A 17,107-nucleotide genomic window follows, 5' to 3' on the forward strand; every position below is an offset into this window, starting at 1 on the left:
CCATCAGTGGACATCCAGTTCGGCGACCAGCGCATCGACCACCGCCCGCAGGTCGCCGTCGTGCTCCTCGGCAACCCTGCGCTGACGCTGATACGACGCACCTGTCCGATAGATTTCAGCCACGCCCGCCAACTCGTCGGAGCAGTTCAGACGTGCCGCGATCGGCTCCAACCGGTTGAGCACCTCGTCGAGATCCTCGGTGACCAGCCGCTGCCGGCTGTCGGCGTCGAGGATGATCTCGGCGTCCAGCCCGTATCGGGCCGCGCGCCACTTGTTCTCCTGCACATGCCAGGGCGGCATGGTCGGCAGGTTCTGGTCGGCGTCCAGCCGGCGGTCCAGATCGACGATCAGGCAATGGGTCAGCGCCACCAGCGCGCCGAGCTCACGCAGATTGGACACCCCGTCGCAGACCCGGACCTCGATGGTCCCCAGGTGCGGTGACGGCCTGATGTCCCAACGGATCTCGTTGGTGTGATCGATGATCCCGGTCTTCTTCTGGTCGTCTACGAAGCCCTCGAACTCCGACCAGGTCTGGAATTGAAACGGCAGCCCGGCGGTCGGCAGCTGCTGAAACATCATGGCCCGATTGCTGGCGTAGCCGGTGTCCTCGCCAGCCCACCACGGTGACGACGCGGACAGCGCCAGCAGGTGCGGGTAATAGTTGAGCAGCGACGAAATGATCGGCATCACCTTGCGCGCCGAGGAGATGCCGACGTGGACGTGCACCCCCCAGATCATCATCTGCCGGCCCCACCACTGGGTGCGTTTGATCAGTTCCGCATAGCGCGGCCCGGTGGTGAGCTTCTGCGCCGACCACTGGGCGAACGGGTGGGTGCCTGCGCCGAACAGTTCCATGCCCCGGCTGTGCACGATGGGCTGGGTGGCCGCCAAGGTCTGCCGCAGGTCGTCCATGGCCTCGCCGGTGTCGGCGCAGATGCCGGTGACCAGTTCGACGGTGTTGCGCAGCAATTCCTTGTGCACGCGCGGGTTTTCGCCGAGCTCGGCCAACACAGCGCTAGCCTCGTTACTCAGGTCGCGGGTCTGCGCGTCGACGAGGGCGAGCTCCCACTCCACCCCGATGGTGGGCCGAGCACTGTGGGCGAACTCGATCCGGGCTGGACGGTTATCCGGCGCCGATGACACCACAGGCAACCCGTTTGCCGGCATCTCCGGTGGTCAGCGTGGTCTGGTCCGGGCCGGGAGTGCCGTTGACCTGGGTGTAGCGCTCCGCCGGGATGTTCGCGAAGTTGTCGTCGTCGGCGTGGATGATCAGCGACGTCCCGTCGCCGTCCAGCAGTTCGGCCTTGGTGAACGCGTCGGTGGTGGTCACCAGCAGCGCGCTGCCGTCGGAGCGCACCTGCAACGACGTCAGGTCACCGCTCTGCGGGTGCTCGTTGTGACCCGGAGCCTGGAAGTGCCCACCGGCCGACAGGAAGTTGCCCGGCGCCCCGCCGCTGGGTGCGACCGAGTCGGCCTCGCACTTGCCGACGCCGTGGATGTGCAGCCCGTGGAAACCGGGCTTGAGGATGCCGGTGCTGGTGGTCTGCACGGTGATGGTGACGAACTCCTTGCCACCGGCCTTGCTGAACTCAAACGTCGCCGTGGCGGCCCGGCCGCCTTCGGGGGTGGCCAGCTGTGCGACGAGGTTGTCCGAGCCGCCGGAGCCGCCCGGCTCGTCCGCCGCACCCGACGGAGCCGGCGAGGCGGTCCAGACCGACGGCGTGGTGCCCGGAACTTCCGACGGCTGCTCGTTGGGGGGACTGCACGCCGCCAGCAGCACGACCGGGGTGGCGAAGACGACGGAGGCAAAGGCTCTGCGGTGAGCTGACACGACCATGCGAGGAGCTTAACCCGCGACCACCACGATGATGCCCGGTGGTTGCTCCGCCACATCCGGGATGCGCGGTTCGACGACGGCGTGCAGCAATTCGCCCACCGAATTGGCCGCCTCATGCTCGCCCTCGGCGTCGCTGAAGTACACGGTGTTCTCGGTGACCTGGGGCAGCTCGAGATTGCTGACGTCGGTTACGTTCCAACCCGCCTCGCGCAGTTGGTCGGCGGTGCGGCCTGCCAGTCCGGCCTGCTCGGAGATGTTGTAGACCCGCACCTCCGGCTTGTGAACGACGCGTTCGGGCTTGGCCTCCGCCGAGCTGGTGGCCACCGCCTTCGACGTCGCGGTATGCGCGCTGTCCTCGTCGCTGTTCGACGAGCCGAGCGCCTGCAACCCGACCAGCAAGAAGATCGTGCCCAGGAACAGCAGCACCATCACCATGGCGCGCAGTGGGAGTCGGGAGGAGTCGGGAACGTGATCGTTCATCGCGACAACTGTATCGAGAAATGGGCCATGACCGATAAACGCCCAACAATCAGGCGATTCACCGGGCTCAGGTGATGTCGAATCCGAGTCGCCGCGCGGCACGCGCCTTCTGCCGGCTCGACCGCAGCCGACGTAGTCGCTTGACCAGCATCGGGTCGGCGGCCAGGGCCTCGGGCCGGTCCACGAGCGCATTGAGTACCTGGTAGTAGCGGGTCGCCGACAGCGCGAACCGTTCCCTGATGGCCTCTTCCTTGGCACCGGCGTACTTCCACCAGTCCCGTTCGAAGGACAGGATGTCGTGTTCGCGACGGCTCAGTCCGTCGGTGGGCTCCGAATCGTCCCCTGAGCGATTCGCCTGCGCCATAGCGCCGTCCATAATCGTTTCCTGGACCCTTCCGGAAAGTTCTCTGGCTGAAACGTCCGTGCTACTCGGCGGCGTGTTCCGGCGATTATTCAATCACGCCCGGCGCCGCTGAACCGGGAGCCCGCCCCGCGAGTCGCCGTGGTCGCTGCGACCGACCGGAGGCCGCATGAGCCCGGCGGTTCCAGCTTCGCCTCTCCTGCGTCGAGCCTCGCTGAACCGCTGCGAACACCGGCGGTCCCAGCTTCGCCTCTCCTGCGTCGAGCCTCGCTGAACCGCCCACCTAAGATTTTCGGTCATGGCCGTCGTACCGATCCGCATTGTGGGCGATCCCGTCCTGCACAACCGGACCAGCCCGGTTCCCGTCGGCGACGACGGGTCGCTGCCGGCCGACCTGGGTGAGTTGATCACGTCGATGTACGAGACCATGGACGCCGCCAACGGGGTGGGCTTGGCCGCCAACCAGATCGGCGTGGGATTGCGGCTGTTCGTCTACGACTGCGCCGACGACCGGCGCTCGACGACGCGCCGCCGCGGTGTGGTGATCAATCCGGTCCTGGAGACTTCGGATCGGCCCGAGACCATGCCCGACCCCGACGAAGACGACGAGGGCTGCCTGTCGGTGCCCGGCGAGGCGTTTCCGACCGGACGGGCGGATTGGGCTCGAGTCACCGGCCTGGACGGCGACGGCAACCCCGTCACCTTGGAGGGCACCGGGCTGTTCGCCCGGATGCTGCAGCACGAGACCGGCCACCTGGACGGCCTGCTGTACCTGGACATGCTGGTCGGCCGGCACGCCCGCGCGGCGAAGCGCACGGTGAAGTCCAACGGCTGGGGAGTGCCCGGCCTGTCCTGGATGCCCGGCGAAGTGCCGGATCCGTTCGGCCACTGAGCTATCCGGTACTGAATCTCCTGTGATGGCCCAGCCCCCCGAACTCCCCGAGGTCGGCGTCCGGGTGAGTCTGCGGTATCTGCGTCCCCCGGGTTCCGAGCCACCGATGGGCGACGTGATCGGGCATCTGGTGGAGGCCGGGCCGAGGGTGCGGGTCCGCTCGGCGGACGGCACGGTGCATGAGTTCCGGCAAACCGACGTGCTCTACGTACGCCGGCTTACCGATCGGCCGGTGAAGAACTCCGCGATTCGGTCGGTGGAACACGCCGCCGCGCTGGCCTGGCCGGGCAGCGAACACCAGTGGCTGGACGGCTGGTTTCTGCGTGCCGCGCCCGGTGCCGATTTGGCCGCCAATTCCGCTGTACCCCTTGATATGTTCGCCCACACCAACACCATCCCGGCGATCATCGACTGGTATGCGCAGCGGGATGTTCCGCCGATACTGGCGGTCCCGGAGCGGCTGCTGCGACTGCCCGAGGACCTGCCCGCGGTACATCAGACCCGCACCCTGGTGCGCGACTTGGCCGTCGAGACAACGCCTCCCACGGTGACGCTGACCGTTCTGGCCGACAGCGAGGTGGCGTTCGCCTGGATAGCCGGGGTGGCGTTCGGCCGGGGTGCGGTCACCGAAGGCCCGGACGGCACCCGATGGCTGGGGGTGGCCTGTCTTCGGGTGGCCGAAGGCAGCCGCGGACAGGGCCACGGGCGGGCGATCTGCGCGGCGTTGCAGGCCTGGGGGGCCGATCGCGGCGCCACCCGCGGCTACGCCCAGGCCGGCACCGAGGCGTTCGGCTTCTTCGAGGCGATCGGTTTCGCCGGCCAGCATCGCACCCGCTACCTCGATGCCCGCACGATCTAGGGTGGCTGCGTGACTGCACTACGACTGGCCACCTGGAACGTCAACTCCATCCGAACCCGGGTGGACCGGGTGACGGACTGGCTGGCCCGCGCCGACGTCGACGTACTGGCCATGCAGGAGACCAAGTGCACCGACGCGCAGTTCCCCGCGCTGCCGTTTCACGAGTTGGGCTACGAAGTCGCGCACGTGGGCCTCAACCAGTGGAACGGGGTGGCGATCGCCTCCCGGGTGGGCCTCGACGACGTCGAGATCGGCTTCCCCGGGCAGCCGTCCTGGGCCAAGGGCGACGCCGATCCCCTCGTGGAGGCGCGGGCGCTGGGCGCTACCTGCGGCGGGGTTCGGGTGTGGAGCCTGTATGTCCCCAACGGCCGCGCGCTGGATGATCCGCACTACACCTACAAGCTGGAATGGCTTGCCGCGCTGCACGATACCTCGCAGCGCTGGCTGCGCGACGACCCTTCGGCGCCGATCGCACTGGTCGGCGACTGGAACATCGCCCCGCGCGACGACGACGTGTGGAGCATGGAGTACTTCGCCGGCGCCACGCACGTCTCCGAACCCGAACGTGCGGCGTTCAACGCGATGGTCGATGCGCAGTACCTCGACGTGGTGCGCCCGTTCACGCCCGGACCCGGCATCTACACCTACTGGGACTACACGCAGTTGCGGTTCCCCAAGAAGCAGGGCATGCGCATCGATTTCATCCTGGGGTCGCCCGCGCTGGCGTCCCGGGTGGCCCACGCCGAGATCGTGCGCGACGAGCGCAAGGGCAAACAGCCCAGTGATCACGCCCCGGTGATGGTGGAGATCAATCCGGCTTGACCGCCGCATCAAGTTGCGGAAGTTATGAATTCAGTGTGGATTCCGCGGCGCCCGCCGAACTGCGCCTAGGATGGTCTGATTACGCATTTTGCCTCACATTGAAGGGCAGGGAATCTCCATGAACGCCGTCGCAGGGACGGTACGACAGTTGACCCGGGCGGCGAACCGCGCGGTGACCATGACCACCGAAGCGGCCGGCGCAGTCGGCGGTGCGGCGGTCGGCGGGGTGATCGGCGGTGTGAAGGGCGTGGCCGGCGGCGTACAGCGCGGCCTCAGCGATGGCAGCCACTCCACCCCCGCAGCCGCACTCACGCTGGGCGCGCTCGGCGCCGCCGGGTTGGTCGAGTGGCCGGTGCTGGTAGCCGTCGGCGGCACCGCGCTGGTGATCAAGCAGTTGAACAACCGGTCCAGGGACTCGAAGGCGTCCACCACTTCGGTGACGGCGGAGCCGGGCACCAAGTCCGCCAAGAAGACCGCTACCCCGGCGCGTCCGCTCAAAGCCGTGAAGTCGACGGCATCAGCGACGTCAGGGTCCGGGAGCTCGGGTACGCGGCGCAGCCCGCAGGCCAAGAAGAGCACCGCACGTCAGCCGCGCGGCAGCGCCGGCGGCCGCGCTCGCGCGCGCAGCTGATCGGGCAGGCGTGGATTTAGGCCGTGCCATACGGCACTCTCTTCCTTTGCGAGCAGCGAACTTCGGCGTTCAGGCCACCTCTGCAGTACTGACCGCATCTGTCCAGACCGTAACCGGCGTGGCCGGCGCCTTCCGACCGGTTTATGACACCGGCCCGGCACTGAACCGGCGGTGTTTCCGCAGCCCGGAGCGGGCCTGGGTCGAGGTTCGCGGGCTTGACGGGGCCAACGGAGACGAGGTGGCGACCACCGTGCTGGCCGCAGCCCGCGGCCTGCCCGGGGTCACCTCGGTCCGGTTGAACCATCCGCTGTCACGCCTGGTGGTCGGGCTCGACTCAGCCGACCCCGACGTCGTGTCAATGCGTGAGCTGTTGCGGGTGGTCACCGACATCGAGCACCAGTACCGCCGGGTGTCCCCCTTCCCGCGCAACAGCACACCCACCACCCTGCCCGGCGATGGCATGACGCAGATGCTGCGGGCGTTCACGGTCGGCGCCAACGTCGCCGGTCTGGGCCTGGCGACCGCGGGCCGGTTGCTGCGACTGCCGGCCCTGCCGCTCGGCCTGGAAGCCGGCGTCACCGTGGTCAACTACCAGCCACGGCTCCGGGCGCTGTTGGAAGACAACATCGGCAAGCAGGCGACCGACGCGGTGTTGGCGCTGGCCAGTGCCACCGTGCACACCCTCAACACCGCACCCACCTCGCTGGCGGTGGACTTGTCGGTCGAGGCGATGCGCGCCGGGGAGGAGCGTGCCGCCGAGCGCGCCTGGCGTCGCCGCGAACCGGAGCTCGCCGAGTACGCCGAACACCCGCGGGTGACCGTCCCGCGCCGGCCGGCCCCCCGGCCCCCGGGTCCGATCGAACGGCACCTGGACCGCGCTTCGGTGGTCCAGGCCGTCGGCGCCGGGGTGATCGCCGCGGCGACCCGCAGCCCAGACCTGGCCGGCACCGCCGCGGCGGTGATGGCACCGAAGGCCACCCGCACCACGCGTGAGTCATTCGCCTCGACACTGGGCCGCGGCCTGGCCGACCGGCACGGCGCGGTGGTGCTGCGGCCGGGCAGTCTGCGCGAGCTGGATCGGGTCGACACCGTGGTCATCGACCCGCGGGTGCTGTGCGGCGAGACCCTGCGGGTGGCGCAGGTCCGCGGCGCCGACGACGACGAACTGCGAGCGGCATGGGCGCAGGCCCAGTCCCGGCTCGGCGATGCCGGGCTGGAGGCGGGCTGGCACCGGATCGGCCCGCGACCCGGCGTCGAGGCGTCTTTCCAGCCTGCGCTGTTGCCGCTGGCCGCCGCGGTGGTCACCGAGGCCCGGCACGCCGACGTCGAGGTGGTCTCGGTCGAGTCCGACACGCTCGGGGAGCTGCGTCCGATCTTCGACGACATTCGCCCGCTGGACGGGGCAACGGTGGACGAGGCGCTCGCCGCAACGGTCGCCGCCTACCAAGCCGACGGCCACGACGTCGCGGTGCTCTCCACGACCGCCGTGCGGGCCCTGGCGGCGGCCGACGTGGCGTTGGGAATGCTGCCTGAGCAGGGCTGCCCGCCGTGGTGCGCGGATGTCCTGCTGACCGACCTGGCCGCGGTGTGGCGGGTGCTGCACGCGCTGCCGGCGGCTCGGTCAGCCAGCCGTCGTGGCGTCGAGATCGCCACCGGGGCATCGACATTGGGTGCATTGCTGTTGCTTCCCGGGGTTCGCGGACGTGGACCGGGACCGGTGACCACCGGCGCGGCGGCCGGCGCACTGTCCGGCTACTGGCTGGCTCGCCGGGCGGTCGACGCCACCGTGCCCAGACCGGTAGCGACCCACGAATGGCATGCCATGTCGGTCGACCAGGTGCGCACGATACTGCAGCCGCCGGATCTGGTGGTGCCGAGTGAGAATCCGCACGGACCCGCTGCGTCCGCCGCTCTGGCGGCGGTCGACCTGGCCCGCCGCGGCGCGCAGACCGCACCGCCACGTCTGTTCTGGCAGTTCGCCCACGCGGTGCGCGGGGAGCTGGCGGACCCGATCACGCCGGTGCTGGCGTTGGGGGCCGCGGCCAGCGCGGTGCTGGGTTCACCCGTGGATGCCATGCTGGTCGGTTCGGTGCTGGGCGGCAACGCGATGCTCGCCGCCGCGCAGCGTCTGGTCGCCGAGCGCCGGCTCAGTGTCCTGTTGAACGAGCAGATCCCCGCCGCGCGCAAGGTCCTCGCCGATGGCGACTACGTCGACGTCGACGCCGAGCAACTGCGCCCCGGCGAGGTGATCGAGGTGCGGGCCCACGAGGTGATCCCTGCCGACGGCCGGCTGATCGAGGCCGTCGACCTCGAGGTCGACGAGTCGTCACTGACCGGTGAGTCGCTGACGGTGGTCAAGCAGGTCGAAGCCACTCCGGGCGCGGATCTGGCCGAGCGCGAGTGCATGGTCTACGCCGGCACCACCGTGGTCACCGGAACAGCGGTGGCGCTGGTGACCGCCAGCGGCGGCGACACCTACGGCCGCCGGGCTGCAGATCTGGTGGCCGGCGATCAGTCCGCGATCGGGTTGCAGCACCAGCTGAGCCTGCTCACCCGTAAGGCCTGGCGGATCAGCCTGGCCGGTGGCGCACTGGTGACCGGTCTGGGTATGGCGCGCCGGATCGGGCTGCGCCAGGCCGTGGCCAGCGGCATCGCGGTCAGCGTTGCCGCCATTCCCGAAGGGCTGCCGCTGGTGGCCACCCTGGCGCAACAGTCGTCGGCGCGCAGGTTGACCAAAGCCGGCGTGCTGGTGCGTGTTCCACGTTCCGTGGAGGCGCTGGGCCGGGTCGACGTGGTGTGTTTCGACAAGACCGGGACCCTGAGCAAGAACCGACTGCGGGTCGCGCAGGTGCACCCGGCGCCGGGATTCACCGACGAAGAAGTTTTTCGTTACGCCGCCGGCGCCGCGCCGACGTCCAACGGCGCCCCTCGGGTGCACGCCACCGACAACGCCATCGTGGAGGGTGCGCTCGCCGCCGGCGTGCCGGAACCCAATGGCCCCGCCGCGCACCTGCCGTTTCGCTCGGGGCGTCCGTATTCGGCGTCGGTCCGCGGATCCGAGTTGGCACTCAAGGGCGCCCCGGAAGTGGTGTTGGCGTGCACCGGCGCGAGCCCGGCCGTCAGGAAGTCGGTGGCTGAGCTGGCCGCCAACGGCCTGCGGGTGATCGCGGTGGCCCGCCGGGACCTGACACCGGTACAGCTGGAATCCCTGGGTGATGACCCCGAGCCCGATGAGATCGCCGAATACTGCGGCGACGAGATGACATTCGTCGGTCTGCTGGGGTTGTCCGACACTCCGCGCGACGAGGCCACCGAACTGCTCGCCGATCTGGATCGCCGCCGCATCCCGGTGCGGCTCATCACCGGCGACCACCCGCTGACCGCCACCGCCATCGCACGGGAGATGGGCCTGGCGGTCGAGGCCGACCAGGTGATCAGCGGGGCGCAGTGGGATGCGTTGTCGCGCAAGGGCCAGGAACGTGCGGTTGCCGACCGGGTGTTGTTCGCCCGGATGTCACCGGAGAACAAGGTTCAGATCGTGCAGACCCTGGAACGCACCGGCAAGGTGACAGCGATGGTCGGTGACGGCGCCAACGACGCCGCGGCGATCCGCGCCGCAACGGTGGGTATCGCCGTGGTCGCCCACGGCAGCGAGGCGGCCAGCAGCGCCGCCGACGTGGTGCTGCTCGACGGGCGGGTCGACACTCTGCTCGACGCCTTGGACGAGGGTCGCGAGCTGTGGCAGCGGGTCCAGGCGGCGGTGGCGGTCCTGTTGGGCGGCAACGCCGGTGAGGTGGCGTTCGCGATCATCGGCAGCGCGCTGACCGGAAGCTCGCCGCTCAACGCCCGCCAGCTGGTGCTGGTGAACATGCTCACCGATGCGCTGCCGGCCACAGCCTTGGCGGTCAGTTCGCTCAGCGAGGAAGCCGCCGTCGATGCGCGCGGCCCGGACGAGCGCACGCTGTGGCGCACGGTGGCGGTGCGCGGGGTGACGACCGCGTCGGCCGCGGTGGGCGCATGGGCGCTGGCCTCGGTCACCGGCCGCCAACAGCGGGCGTCGACGGTCGCGCTGGTGTCGCTGGTCGCCACCCAACTGGGCCAGACACTGCTGGATTCCCGCGACCCGCTGGTGGTGGCAACCGCCGTGGGCTCACTCGGTGTGATGGGGACCTTGATCACTATCCCGGGGGTCAGTCAGCTGCTGGGCTGCACTCCGCTGGGCCCGCTGGGCTGGGCTCAGGCGCTGGGCACCGCGACGGTGGCCACCGTCGGCGCGGCGGTAGTACCCCGGTTGCTGTCCGCGCCGGACGACGACGATGCGCCGCCCGTCGAGTTCATCGTGCCGGGGCCGCGACGACCGGACGGCACTCCGGCGCCCGATGGCCAGTCCGCGCCGGTGCTGCGGCTTGTGCACAATGGGGACACTGGCTCGAGCCGCGGAAAGGCCGCGGCCCACCCATCCGGCGACCCGTCGCCAGCAGGAGGTTCATGATGGCGGACAAGCCGCGGCGTTCGTCGTCGCAGCGCGAGGCGGTGGCCCATATCCGGGAGGCGGAGGGCTTCGCGGTGGAGTTGCCGCTGTTCGGCAAGGTCACGGTTCCGCGGCCCGAGCAGCTGGCCTATTACGGCGGATTGGCGCTGCTGGCCGCGTTCGAGATCATCGATTGGCCGGTAGCAGTTGCGGTGGCTGCCGGCCACATTCTGGCCAGCAACCACCGCAACGATGTGCTCGAGCAACTCGGCGAGGCGCTCGAAGAGGTTTGACCTCAGTTGCTTACGGTCAGCACTCCGACGCGCCACAGGAGTGCGTACATCTGGTGCAGCGGACCGCTGAGCAGACGAGAGGTCATGTCGACCAACGGGTCTGAGGCGGGAGCAGCCGGGCGGCTGTCCACCTTCTTCGGCGTGCTGATGGCACGAGGTGCCGGCGCCTGAATGTCGGTGTATGCGATCGCAACCATGATGGCCTCCTAGTCGCGTAACGGCGCTGCGCGACGAGCCAGAGGCCAGATCGTGGCTTAGCTGGAGGCGGTATGCGACCGTGCGGATGGGGACGGAACAGAAGTCAAATATCGGCTCGGACTATCACCGGAACTCATTCGTCCCTCACCTCCTCTCGGTCGCGGGCGCGTTGACGCGCCGGTTTCACCGCATGCTTTGGGAGGCAGTTCCGACGACTGTCGGAAGACCGCACCCCTCTCGTCAGAGCTTCGGCACTGCACGGCGTGTCCTGCCCCCGGGGGCCGGAAGCCACTTGGGCTCAACCCTTAAGCCGGGAGGAGCTGTCCTGACCCGGGGCGTCTTTCGACGTTCGGGGTCAGTGGCCTGTGTCCGTGCAGACGCCTCACCTAACGAGGTGCTTGCGTGGTCCATAGTGCACCACGGACCAGGCCCGGTCAACTCCACAGCTCATGGGCGTGTCCCGTGCCCCTGACGTGCACTGATCGCCTCCACGAGGGGGCGTCAGCGTAGTCACACCAGTCACTTTGGTACCAGATCGAGATCGCAACGGCCCGGTTCTGCGACCGTCGCGCAGAACCGGGCCGTGGGGCCTCGTAGAACGTGCCGACTTAGCCGGCCAGCGATGCGAACAGCGGGCCGGTCAGCTGCAATCCCGTGCCGGCACCGGCGGTGACGAAGAACCCGAACAATGCCAGGGCTGCACCCGCCAGCGAAACGTCCTTCATGAAGTGGTTTTGCTCATTGACCTTGGCCTGCGGGTCCTGCTCAGCCCAGTACGGGTGCATGATGAACGCCGTCGGCAGCAGGAAGGCCGCCAGCATCAGCGCGCCCAGGTCGGCCCAGGCGCCCAGGATCACCAGGGTCGCACCGGCGAGCATCCACACGCCGGATGCCACCACCGCCGGCTTGCCGGGCCTGATGCCCTTGCTTTCGGTGTAGGCGGCCATCGGCTCGATCTGAGTGAGGTGCCCCAGCGCACCGCCGATGAACACGGCGCCGAACAGGATGCGGCCGACCAGAATCACGATGTCCACGAGTTGATCCCTCCACTTAAGATAGTTTCATTGTCAACTAACTACCCAGACTTTAGAGGCTAGATAGTTGTCTTGTCAACTACCTTGTGTGCCGACGGTCCCGCCGTACACGAAAATCGGTGGATTCAGTCCCGCAGGTTCAGCGGCTCAGCGGCGTACCGCCCCGGCGTCGCCCATGACGTCAGCGCGCCGAGGACCATCATCACCGCGGCGGCGGCGAACACCACGGCCAATCCGGTGTGGAACGGGCCGGAGATCAGCTGCGGAAAGAAGGCGTGCCCGGTGAGTGCCTGCGTATCGACGCCGGGCTGATCCAGCGCCCCGGAGGGTCCCAGCAGCTCGGCGATCGGGTTGTAGCCCAGGAAGGCGGCGAACAGGCTGCCCACCGGCGGAGTGTTGGCCACCTGATCGGCGACCCCGGCGGACACGCCCTGCTGTTGCAGGCCGGCAGCCAGCGCGCCCGGCAGTGTGTTCGCCAACCCGATCACCATCAGCGAGAAGAAGATGCCGATCGACAGCGACGTACCGGCGTTGAAGAACGTGGCCCGCACGCCCGACGCCGCGCCGCGGTGCTCGGCCGGCACGCTCGACATCACCACGGCGCTGTTGGGCGCGGTGAAGATCCCGCCCCCCAGGCCGTTGAGGAACACCAGCGCCGCGAACGCCCAGTAGTCGAAGTCCACCGGGAGCGCGACCAGTGCCACGAACGTCACCGCCATCAACACCATGCCGCCGACCGTGAACGGCCGGGCACCGTGCCGATCGGACAGCGCACCGGCCAACGGTCCGGCCACCAGGAATCCCACCGTCATAGGCAGCAGGTAGATGCCCGACCACAACGGCGTGGATTCAAAGCTGAAGCCGTGCAACGGCAGCCAGATGCCCTGCAACCAGATGATCAGCATGAACTGCAGACCACCGCGCCCGATCGCCGCCAGCAGCCCTGCCCCGTTGGCCAGGCCGAACGCCGGAATCTTGAACAGCCGCACATCGAGCAGTGGGGCGCTTACCCGCATTTCGATGTAGCAGAACAACACCAACAGGGCGACCCCGAGCGCCAATGAACCCAGCACCGCGGGGCTGCCCCAACCGGTCGGCGAGGTCCCGTGCGGCTGAATGCTGTAGGTGATCGCGGTCAGCACTACCGTCAGGCCCAGGCCCAGCGTCACGGTGCCCGCCCAGTCCAGCTTGGCCGGTGTTCGCTCGCCGAGTTCGTGCAGTGATCGCAGCGACCAGATGGTGCCGAGCACCCCGATCGGTACGCCGACCCAGAACACCGCCCGCCAGTCCCATTCCGACAACAGTCCGCCGATCAGCAGACCGAGGAACGACCCGGCGACAGCGGCCACCTGGTTGACGCCCAGGGCCATGCCGCGCTGATTGGCCGGGAAGGCATCGGTGAGGATCGCCGCCGACGACGCCATCAGCATGGCGCCGCCGACACCCTGGACCACCCGCCATCCGATCAGCCACATGGCGCCGGGCTCGAGGTGGAAGGGGTCGATCGACAGCGCGATCGCCGCGACCGTGAACACCACGAAGCCCCAGTTGTAGATGCGCACTCGGCCGAACATGTCGCCGAGGCGGCCGAAGAACACCACCAGCACCGCCGACACCAGCAGGTACCCCATCAGCATCCACAGCAGGTAGCTGACGTTCAACGGGTCCAGCGGGTTCAGTCCGATGCCACGGAAGATCGCCGGCAGCGAGATCAGCACGATCGAGCCGTTGATGGTGGCCAGCAGAATGCCCAGGGTGGTGTTGGACAGCGCGATCCACTTGTATTGCGGGTGATTGCGGTCGTAGCGCCGCCGGCGACGGGCGGTGGCGACCGCACCCGGGTCGACCCCGACCCTCTCAGCCTGCGCAGTCATCAATCACCCCGCGTCCTCAGTGTCGCCAAAGCACATATATTAGCTAATCAAAACATCGGATGCCTAATTCGTGATGCCGTGGCCCCATCGGCGGCTTACGCCGCGAGCCTTGCTGCGATAGCGTGGCCATGCAGTATTCGCAGTGCAGAAATCGAACCGCGGGAGCGCAGCCAGTGCGCTGAGAGGACGGCCGGGGCCGTCGACCGTACGAACCTGACCGGGTCATGCCGGCAAGGGAGAGGAAGCAATATGACCGACGTCTTGAACACGCAGCTGGAGCCCCAGGTCACCACCGGGCCGATCCCCTACAGCGAGAAGACCTATCGCGAGATCGAAGGGCCCGGCGGCATCACGATGAAAGTGCCGTTCCGGCGCATCAACCTGACCACGGGTGAGCACTTCGATGTCTACGACACCTCCGGTCCCTACACCGACACCAATGCTGAAATCGACCTGCACCGCGGCTTGGCGCCGCGGGCGGGCGTGGTGACCGATCGCGGTACCCAGCTGCAGCGCGCCCGGGCGGGCGAGATCACCGCGGAGATGGCATTCATCGCCGCCCGTGAAGGAGTTTCCGCAGAACTGGTCCGCGACGAGGTGGCCCGCGGGCGCGCGGTGATCCCGGCCAACCACAAGCACCCCGAGCTCGAGCCGATGATCATCGGCAAGGCGTTCAAGGTGAAGATCAACGCCAACATCGGCAACTCGGCGGTCACCAGCTCGATCGCCGAAGAGGTGGACAAGCTGGTGTGGGCCACCCGCTGGGGCGCCGACAACGTCATGGACTTGTCCACCGGCAAGGACATCCACGAGACCCGCGAGTGGATTCTGCGCAATTCACCGGTGCCGATCGGGACCGTGCCCATCTATCAGGCACTGGAGAAGGTCAACGGCGACCCGGCCAAGCTGACCTGGGAGATCTACCGCGACACCGTGATCGAGCAGTGCGAGCAGGGCGTGGATTACATGACCGTGCACGCCGGCGTGCTGTTGCGCTACGTTCCGCTGACCGCCAAGCGGGTCACCGGGATCGTGTCGCGCGGCGGCGCGATCATGGCCGCGTGGTGCCTGGCCTATCACCGGGAGTCGTTCCTCTACACGAACTTCGAAGAGCTCTGCGAGATCCTGGCCCGCTACGACGTCACGTTCTCCCTCGGCGACGGGCTGCGGCCGGGATCGATCGCCGACGCCAACGACGAGGCTCAGTTCGCCGAACTGCGCACCCTGGGCGAGCTCACCAAGATCGCAAAATCCCATGGCGTGCAGGTGATGATCGAGGGCCCAGGCCACGTCCCGATGCACAAGATCGTCGAGAACGTGCGCCTGGAGGAGGAACTGTGCGAAGAGGCGCCGTTCTACACGCTCGGGCCGCTGGCCACCGACATCGCTCCGGCCTATGACCACATCACCTCCGCGATCGGTGCGGCGATCATCGCCCAGGCCGGCACGGCGATGCTCTGCTACGTCACGCCCAAGGAGCACCTGGGACTGCCGGACCGCAAGGACGTCAAGGACGGCGTGATCGCCTACAAGATCGCCGCCCACGCCGCCGACCTGGCCAAGGGGCACCCGCACGCCCAGGACCGCGACAACGCATTGTCCAAGGCCCGCTTCGAATTCCGTTGGTACGACCAGTTCGCGCTGTCGCTGGACCCGGACACCGCGCGGGAGTACCACGACGAGACGCTGCCCGCCGAACCGGCCAAGTCCGCACACTTCTGCTCGATGTGCGGGCCGAAGTTCTGCTCGATGCGTATCACCCAGGACGTGCGCGACTTCGCCGACGAGCACGGTCTGCACACCCAGGAAGACATCGACGCGGCCATTCAGAAGGGCATGGACGAGAAGTCCGCCGAGTTCGCCGAGCACGGCAACCGGGTGTATCTACCGATCACGTCCTAGTGGAGTTCCTGCCGCTGTCAGCACCCGCGACCACACCGGCGCGGGTGCTGACCATTGCCGGATCCGATTCCGGCGGCGGCGCGGGCATCCAGGCGGACATGCGCACCTTCGCGCTGCTCGGCGTACACGCCTGCGTGGCGGTCACCGCCGTCACGGTGCAGAACACCCTCGGCGTCAGCGGTTTTCACGAGATCCCCGCCGATACGGTCGCGGGACAGATCACGGCGGTGGTCCCCGACATCGGGATCACCGCGGCCAAGACCGGGATGCTCGCCTCGGCGCAGATCATCACGCAAGTGGCCACAACGTGGCGAGACCTCGACCTTGCGATCCCACTGGTGGTCGATCCGGTCTCGGCATCCATGCACGGCGATGCGCTGCTGGCCCCCTCGGCGCTGGACGCCCTGCGCGACAGCCTGTTTCCACTGGCAACGCTGGTCACGCCGAACCTGCACGAAGTGCGCCTGCTGGTGGACATCGACGTCGTCGATGCCGAATCCCAACGGGCGGCGGCCCGCGCGCTGCATGCCCTCGGCCCACGTTGGGTGCTGGTCAAGGGCGGTCATCTTCCCTCGGCGCAGTTCAGTCCCGATCTGCTCTACGACGGCAACGACTTCCGTGAGTTCCCCGGGCTGCGGGTGTCCACCACCGATGACCACGGCGCCGGCGACACCCTGGCCGCGGCGACGACGGCGGCACTGGCGCACGGTTTGCCACTCCCCGAGGCGGTGGAGTTCGGCAAGCGCTGGGTGACCGAGTGCCTGCGGGCCGCCTACCCGCTGGGGCACGGGCACGGCCCGGTCTCTCCGCTGTTCCGACTGTGGGCATGACCCGCGACGATCCGGCGGAGATCGCCGGGATCGTCCACGCCCCGGCAGGCAGTCCCGCCGGCGTGGTGCTGCTGACGCACGGCGCTGGGGGGAACCGTGACTCGCCTATGCTGCAACGACTTTGCGATGAATGGGCACGGCGCGGGTACCTCGCGATCCGCTACGACCTGCCGTTCCGGCGGCGCAGGCCCAAGGGCCCGCCGTCAGGATCCGGCGCCGGCGACCGCGACGGCATCACCGCGGCGATCGGCTACGCACGCGGACTGTCGGACGGTCCGCTGATCGCCGGAGGGCATTCCTACGGTGGCCGGCAGACATCGATGGTGGTGGCCGACGGGGGCGTCCCGGTGGACCTGCTGGCGCTGTTCTCCTATCCGCTGCACCCGCCCGGCAAGCCGGAGCGACTGCGCACCGAGCATCTGCCCGCGATCGGCGTGCCGACCGTGTTCACCCACGGCAGCTCGGATCCGTTCGGCGCGCCGACCCAGATCCGCGCCGCGGCCGATCTGATCCCGGCGCCGCACGACGTCGTCGAAATCACCGGTGCCCGACACGATCTGGCGTCGAAAACGCTCGACGTGCCGGCCCTGGCGGTCGACGCCGCGCTGCGACTGCTGGGCTGA

General features: G+C 68.6%; 16 protein-coding genes and 1 riboswitch. Of the genes, 9 read left to right on the plus strand and 7 right to left on the minus strand.

Annotated features, from left to right (window positions below):
- Positions 1-3 precede the first annotated feature (3 nt).
- The 4 genes from K6T84_RS06065 to napA form a co-directional block, all read right to left on the minus strand.
- Positions 4-1,167, minus strand: coding sequence for a glutamate--cysteine ligase (locus K6T84_RS06065; protein WP_224864249.1), 1,164 nt, complete (start codon positions 1,165-1,167; stop codon positions 4-6).
- Positions 1,124-1,837, minus strand: a complete 714-nt coding sequence (sodC, locus tag K6T84_RS06070) for a superoxide dismutase[Cu-Zn] (protein WP_224864248.1) — start codon at positions 1,835-1,837, stop codon at positions 1,124-1,126. The genes K6T84_RS06065 and sodC overlap by 44 nt, the downstream gene beginning before the upstream one ends.
- 9 nt (positions 1,838-1,846) lie before the next feature.
- On the minus strand, positions 1,847-2,317 hold the full coding sequence (locus tag K6T84_RS06075; protein ID WP_224864247.1) for a LytR C-terminal domain-containing protein: 471 nt from the start codon (positions 2,315-2,317) through the stop codon (positions 1,847-1,849).
- 67 nt (positions 2,318-2,384) lie between these two features.
- Positions 2,385-2,693, minus strand: coding sequence for a nucleoid-associated protein NapA (gene napA, locus K6T84_RS06080; RefSeq protein ID WP_224864246.1), 309 nt, complete (start codon positions 2,691-2,693; stop codon positions 2,385-2,387).
- Positions 2,694-2,976: 283 nt separating this feature from the next.
- On the opposite strand from napA, the gene K6T84_RS06085 reads away from it, so the two are divergent.
- The 6 genes from K6T84_RS06085 to K6T84_RS06110 all read left to right on the plus strand — a co-directional run bounded on the left by K6T84_RS06085 (position 2,977) and on the right by K6T84_RS06110 (position 10,646).
- Positions 2,977-3,570 carry a peptide deformylase gene (locus K6T84_RS06085; RefSeq protein WP_224864245.1) on the plus strand — a complete coding sequence of 198 codons (594 nt, stop codon included), beginning with the start codon at positions 2,977-2,979 and terminating at the stop codon, positions 3,568-3,570.
- A 25-nt stretch (positions 3,571-3,595) separates the two neighbouring features.
- Positions 3,596-4,429: a GNAT family N-acetyltransferase gene (locus tag K6T84_RS06090; RefSeq protein WP_225401257.1), complete on the plus strand. Its 834-nt coding sequence runs from the start codon at positions 3,596-3,598 to the stop codon at positions 4,427-4,429.
- Between the two features lie 9 nt (positions 4,430-4,438).
- Positions 4,439-5,251 carry an exodeoxyribonuclease III gene (locus tag K6T84_RS06095; protein WP_225401256.1) on the plus strand — a complete coding sequence of 271 codons (813 nt, stop codon included), beginning with the start codon at positions 4,439-4,441 and terminating at the stop codon, positions 5,249-5,251.
- Positions 5,252-5,369: 118 nt separating this feature from the next.
- Entirely contained in the window at positions 5,370-5,882 is a 513-nt protein-coding gene (locus K6T84_RS06100; protein WP_225401255.1) for a hypothetical protein, read from the plus strand.
- Between the two features lie 10 nt (positions 5,883-5,892).
- Positions 5,893-10,374: a cation-translocating P-type ATPase gene (locus K6T84_RS06105; protein WP_408066058.1), complete on the plus strand. Its 4,482-nt coding sequence runs from the start codon at positions 5,893-5,895 to the stop codon at positions 10,372-10,374.
- Entirely contained in the window at positions 10,371-10,646 is a 276-nt protein-coding gene (locus K6T84_RS06110) for a hypothetical protein (RefSeq protein WP_224864240.1), read from the plus strand. The genes K6T84_RS06105 and K6T84_RS06110 overlap by 4 nt, the downstream gene beginning before the upstream one ends.
- 2 nt (positions 10,647-10,648) lie before the next feature.
- Here the strand turns inward: K6T84_RS06110 and K6T84_RS06115 are convergent, their stop codons facing one another.
- From K6T84_RS06115 to K6T84_RS06125, 3 genes are all read right to left on the minus strand, one after another.
- The gene (locus K6T84_RS06115) at positions 10,649-10,843 is read right to left on the minus strand and encodes an Rv1535 family protein (protein ID WP_224864239.1); all 195 of its coding nucleotides are present in this window, start codon (positions 10,841-10,843) and stop codon (positions 10,649-10,651) included.
- Between the two features lie 226 nt (positions 10,844-11,069).
- A riboswitch (M-box (ykoK) riboswitch) is annotated at positions 11,070-11,245 on the minus strand.
- A 207-nt stretch (positions 11,246-11,452) separates the two neighbouring features.
- Positions 11,453-11,878 carry a DoxX family protein gene (locus K6T84_RS06120; protein ID WP_224864238.1) on the minus strand — a complete coding sequence of 142 codons (426 nt, stop codon included), beginning with the start codon at positions 11,876-11,878 and terminating at the stop codon, positions 11,453-11,455.
- A gap of 125 nt (positions 11,879-12,003) precedes the next feature.
- Positions 12,004-13,752, minus strand: coding sequence for an MFS transporter (locus K6T84_RS06125; RefSeq protein ID WP_225401253.1), 1,749 nt, complete (start codon positions 13,750-13,752; stop codon positions 12,004-12,006).
- Positions 13,753-14,001: 249 nt separating this feature from the next.
- On the opposite strand from K6T84_RS06125, the gene thiC reads away from it, so the two are divergent.
- The 3 genes from thiC to K6T84_RS06140 are packed head-to-tail and all read left to right on the plus strand — an operon-like array spanning position 14,002 to position 17,107.
- Entirely contained in the window at positions 14,002-15,654 is a 1,653-nt protein-coding gene (thiC, locus tag K6T84_RS06130; protein ID WP_408066059.1) for a phosphomethylpyrimidine synthase ThiC, read from the plus strand.
- Positions 15,654-16,484: a bifunctional hydroxymethylpyrimidine kinase/phosphomethylpyrimidine kinase gene (gene thiD / locus K6T84_RS06135; RefSeq protein ID WP_225401252.1), complete on the plus strand. Its 831-nt coding sequence runs from the start codon at positions 15,654-15,656 to the stop codon at positions 16,482-16,484. Before thiC ends, thiD begins: the two co-directional genes overlap by 1 nt.
- The gene (locus tag K6T84_RS06140) at positions 16,481-17,107 is read left to right on the plus strand and encodes an alpha/beta hydrolase family protein (RefSeq protein WP_224864235.1); all 627 of its coding nucleotides are present in this window, start codon (positions 16,481-16,483) and stop codon (positions 17,105-17,107) included. The genes thiD and K6T84_RS06140 overlap by 4 nt, the downstream gene beginning before the upstream one ends.

Source organism: Mycobacterium zoologicum (assembly GCF_020181635.2).
Classification (GTDB): domain Bacteria; phylum Actinomycetota; class Actinomycetes; order Mycobacteriales; family Mycobacteriaceae; genus Mycobacterium; species Mycobacterium zoologicum.

What these genes read in the sequence shown, in the direction of transcription:
- K6T84_RS06090 (WP_225401257.1), top strand. Translation starts at nt 3,596, where the DNA reads ATGGCCCAGCCCCCCGAACTCCCCGAGGTCGGCGTCCGGGTGAGTCTG.
- K6T84_RS06100 (WP_225401255.1), top strand. Translation starts at nt 5,370, where the DNA reads ATGAACGCCGTCGCAGGGACGGTACGACAGTTGACCCGGGCGGCGAAC.
- thiC (WP_408066059.1), top strand. Translation starts at nt 14,002, where the DNA reads ATGACCGACGTCTTGAACACGCAGCTGGAGCCCCAGGTCACCACCGGG.
- K6T84_RS06065 (WP_224864249.1), bottom strand. Translation starts at nt 1,167, where the DNA reads ATGCCGGCAAACGGGTTGCCTGTGGTGTCATCGGCGCCGGATAACCGT.
- K6T84_RS06085 (WP_224864245.1), top strand. Translation starts at nt 2,977, where the DNA reads ATGGCCGTCGTACCGATCCGCATTGTGGGCGATCCCGTCCTGCACAAC.
- K6T84_RS06125 (WP_225401253.1), bottom strand. Translation starts at nt 13,752, where the DNA reads ATGACTGCGCAGGCTGAGAGGGTCGGGGTCGACCCGGGTGCGGTCGCC.
- K6T84_RS06075 (WP_224864247.1), bottom strand. Translation starts at nt 2,317, where the DNA reads ATGAACGATCACGTTCCCGACTCCTCCCGACTCCCACTGCGCGCCATG.
- napA (WP_224864246.1), bottom strand. Translation starts at nt 2,693, where the DNA reads ATGGACGGCGCTATGGCGCAGGCGAATCGCTCAGGGGACGATTCGGAG.
- K6T84_RS06115 (WP_224864239.1), bottom strand. Translation starts at nt 10,843, where the DNA reads ATGGTTGCGATCGCATACACCGACATTCAGGCGCCGGCACCTCGTGCC.
- K6T84_RS06140 (WP_224864235.1), top strand. Translation starts at nt 16,481, where the DNA reads ATGACCCGCGACGATCCGGCGGAGATCGCCGGGATCGTCCACGCCCCG.
- sodC (WP_224864248.1), bottom strand. Translation starts at nt 1,837, where the DNA reads ATGGTCGTGTCAGCTCACCGCAGAGCCTTTGCCTCCGTCGTCTTCGCC.
- K6T84_RS06110 (WP_224864240.1), top strand. Translation starts at nt 10,371, where the DNA reads ATGATGGCGGACAAGCCGCGGCGTTCGTCGTCGCAGCGCGAGGCGGTG.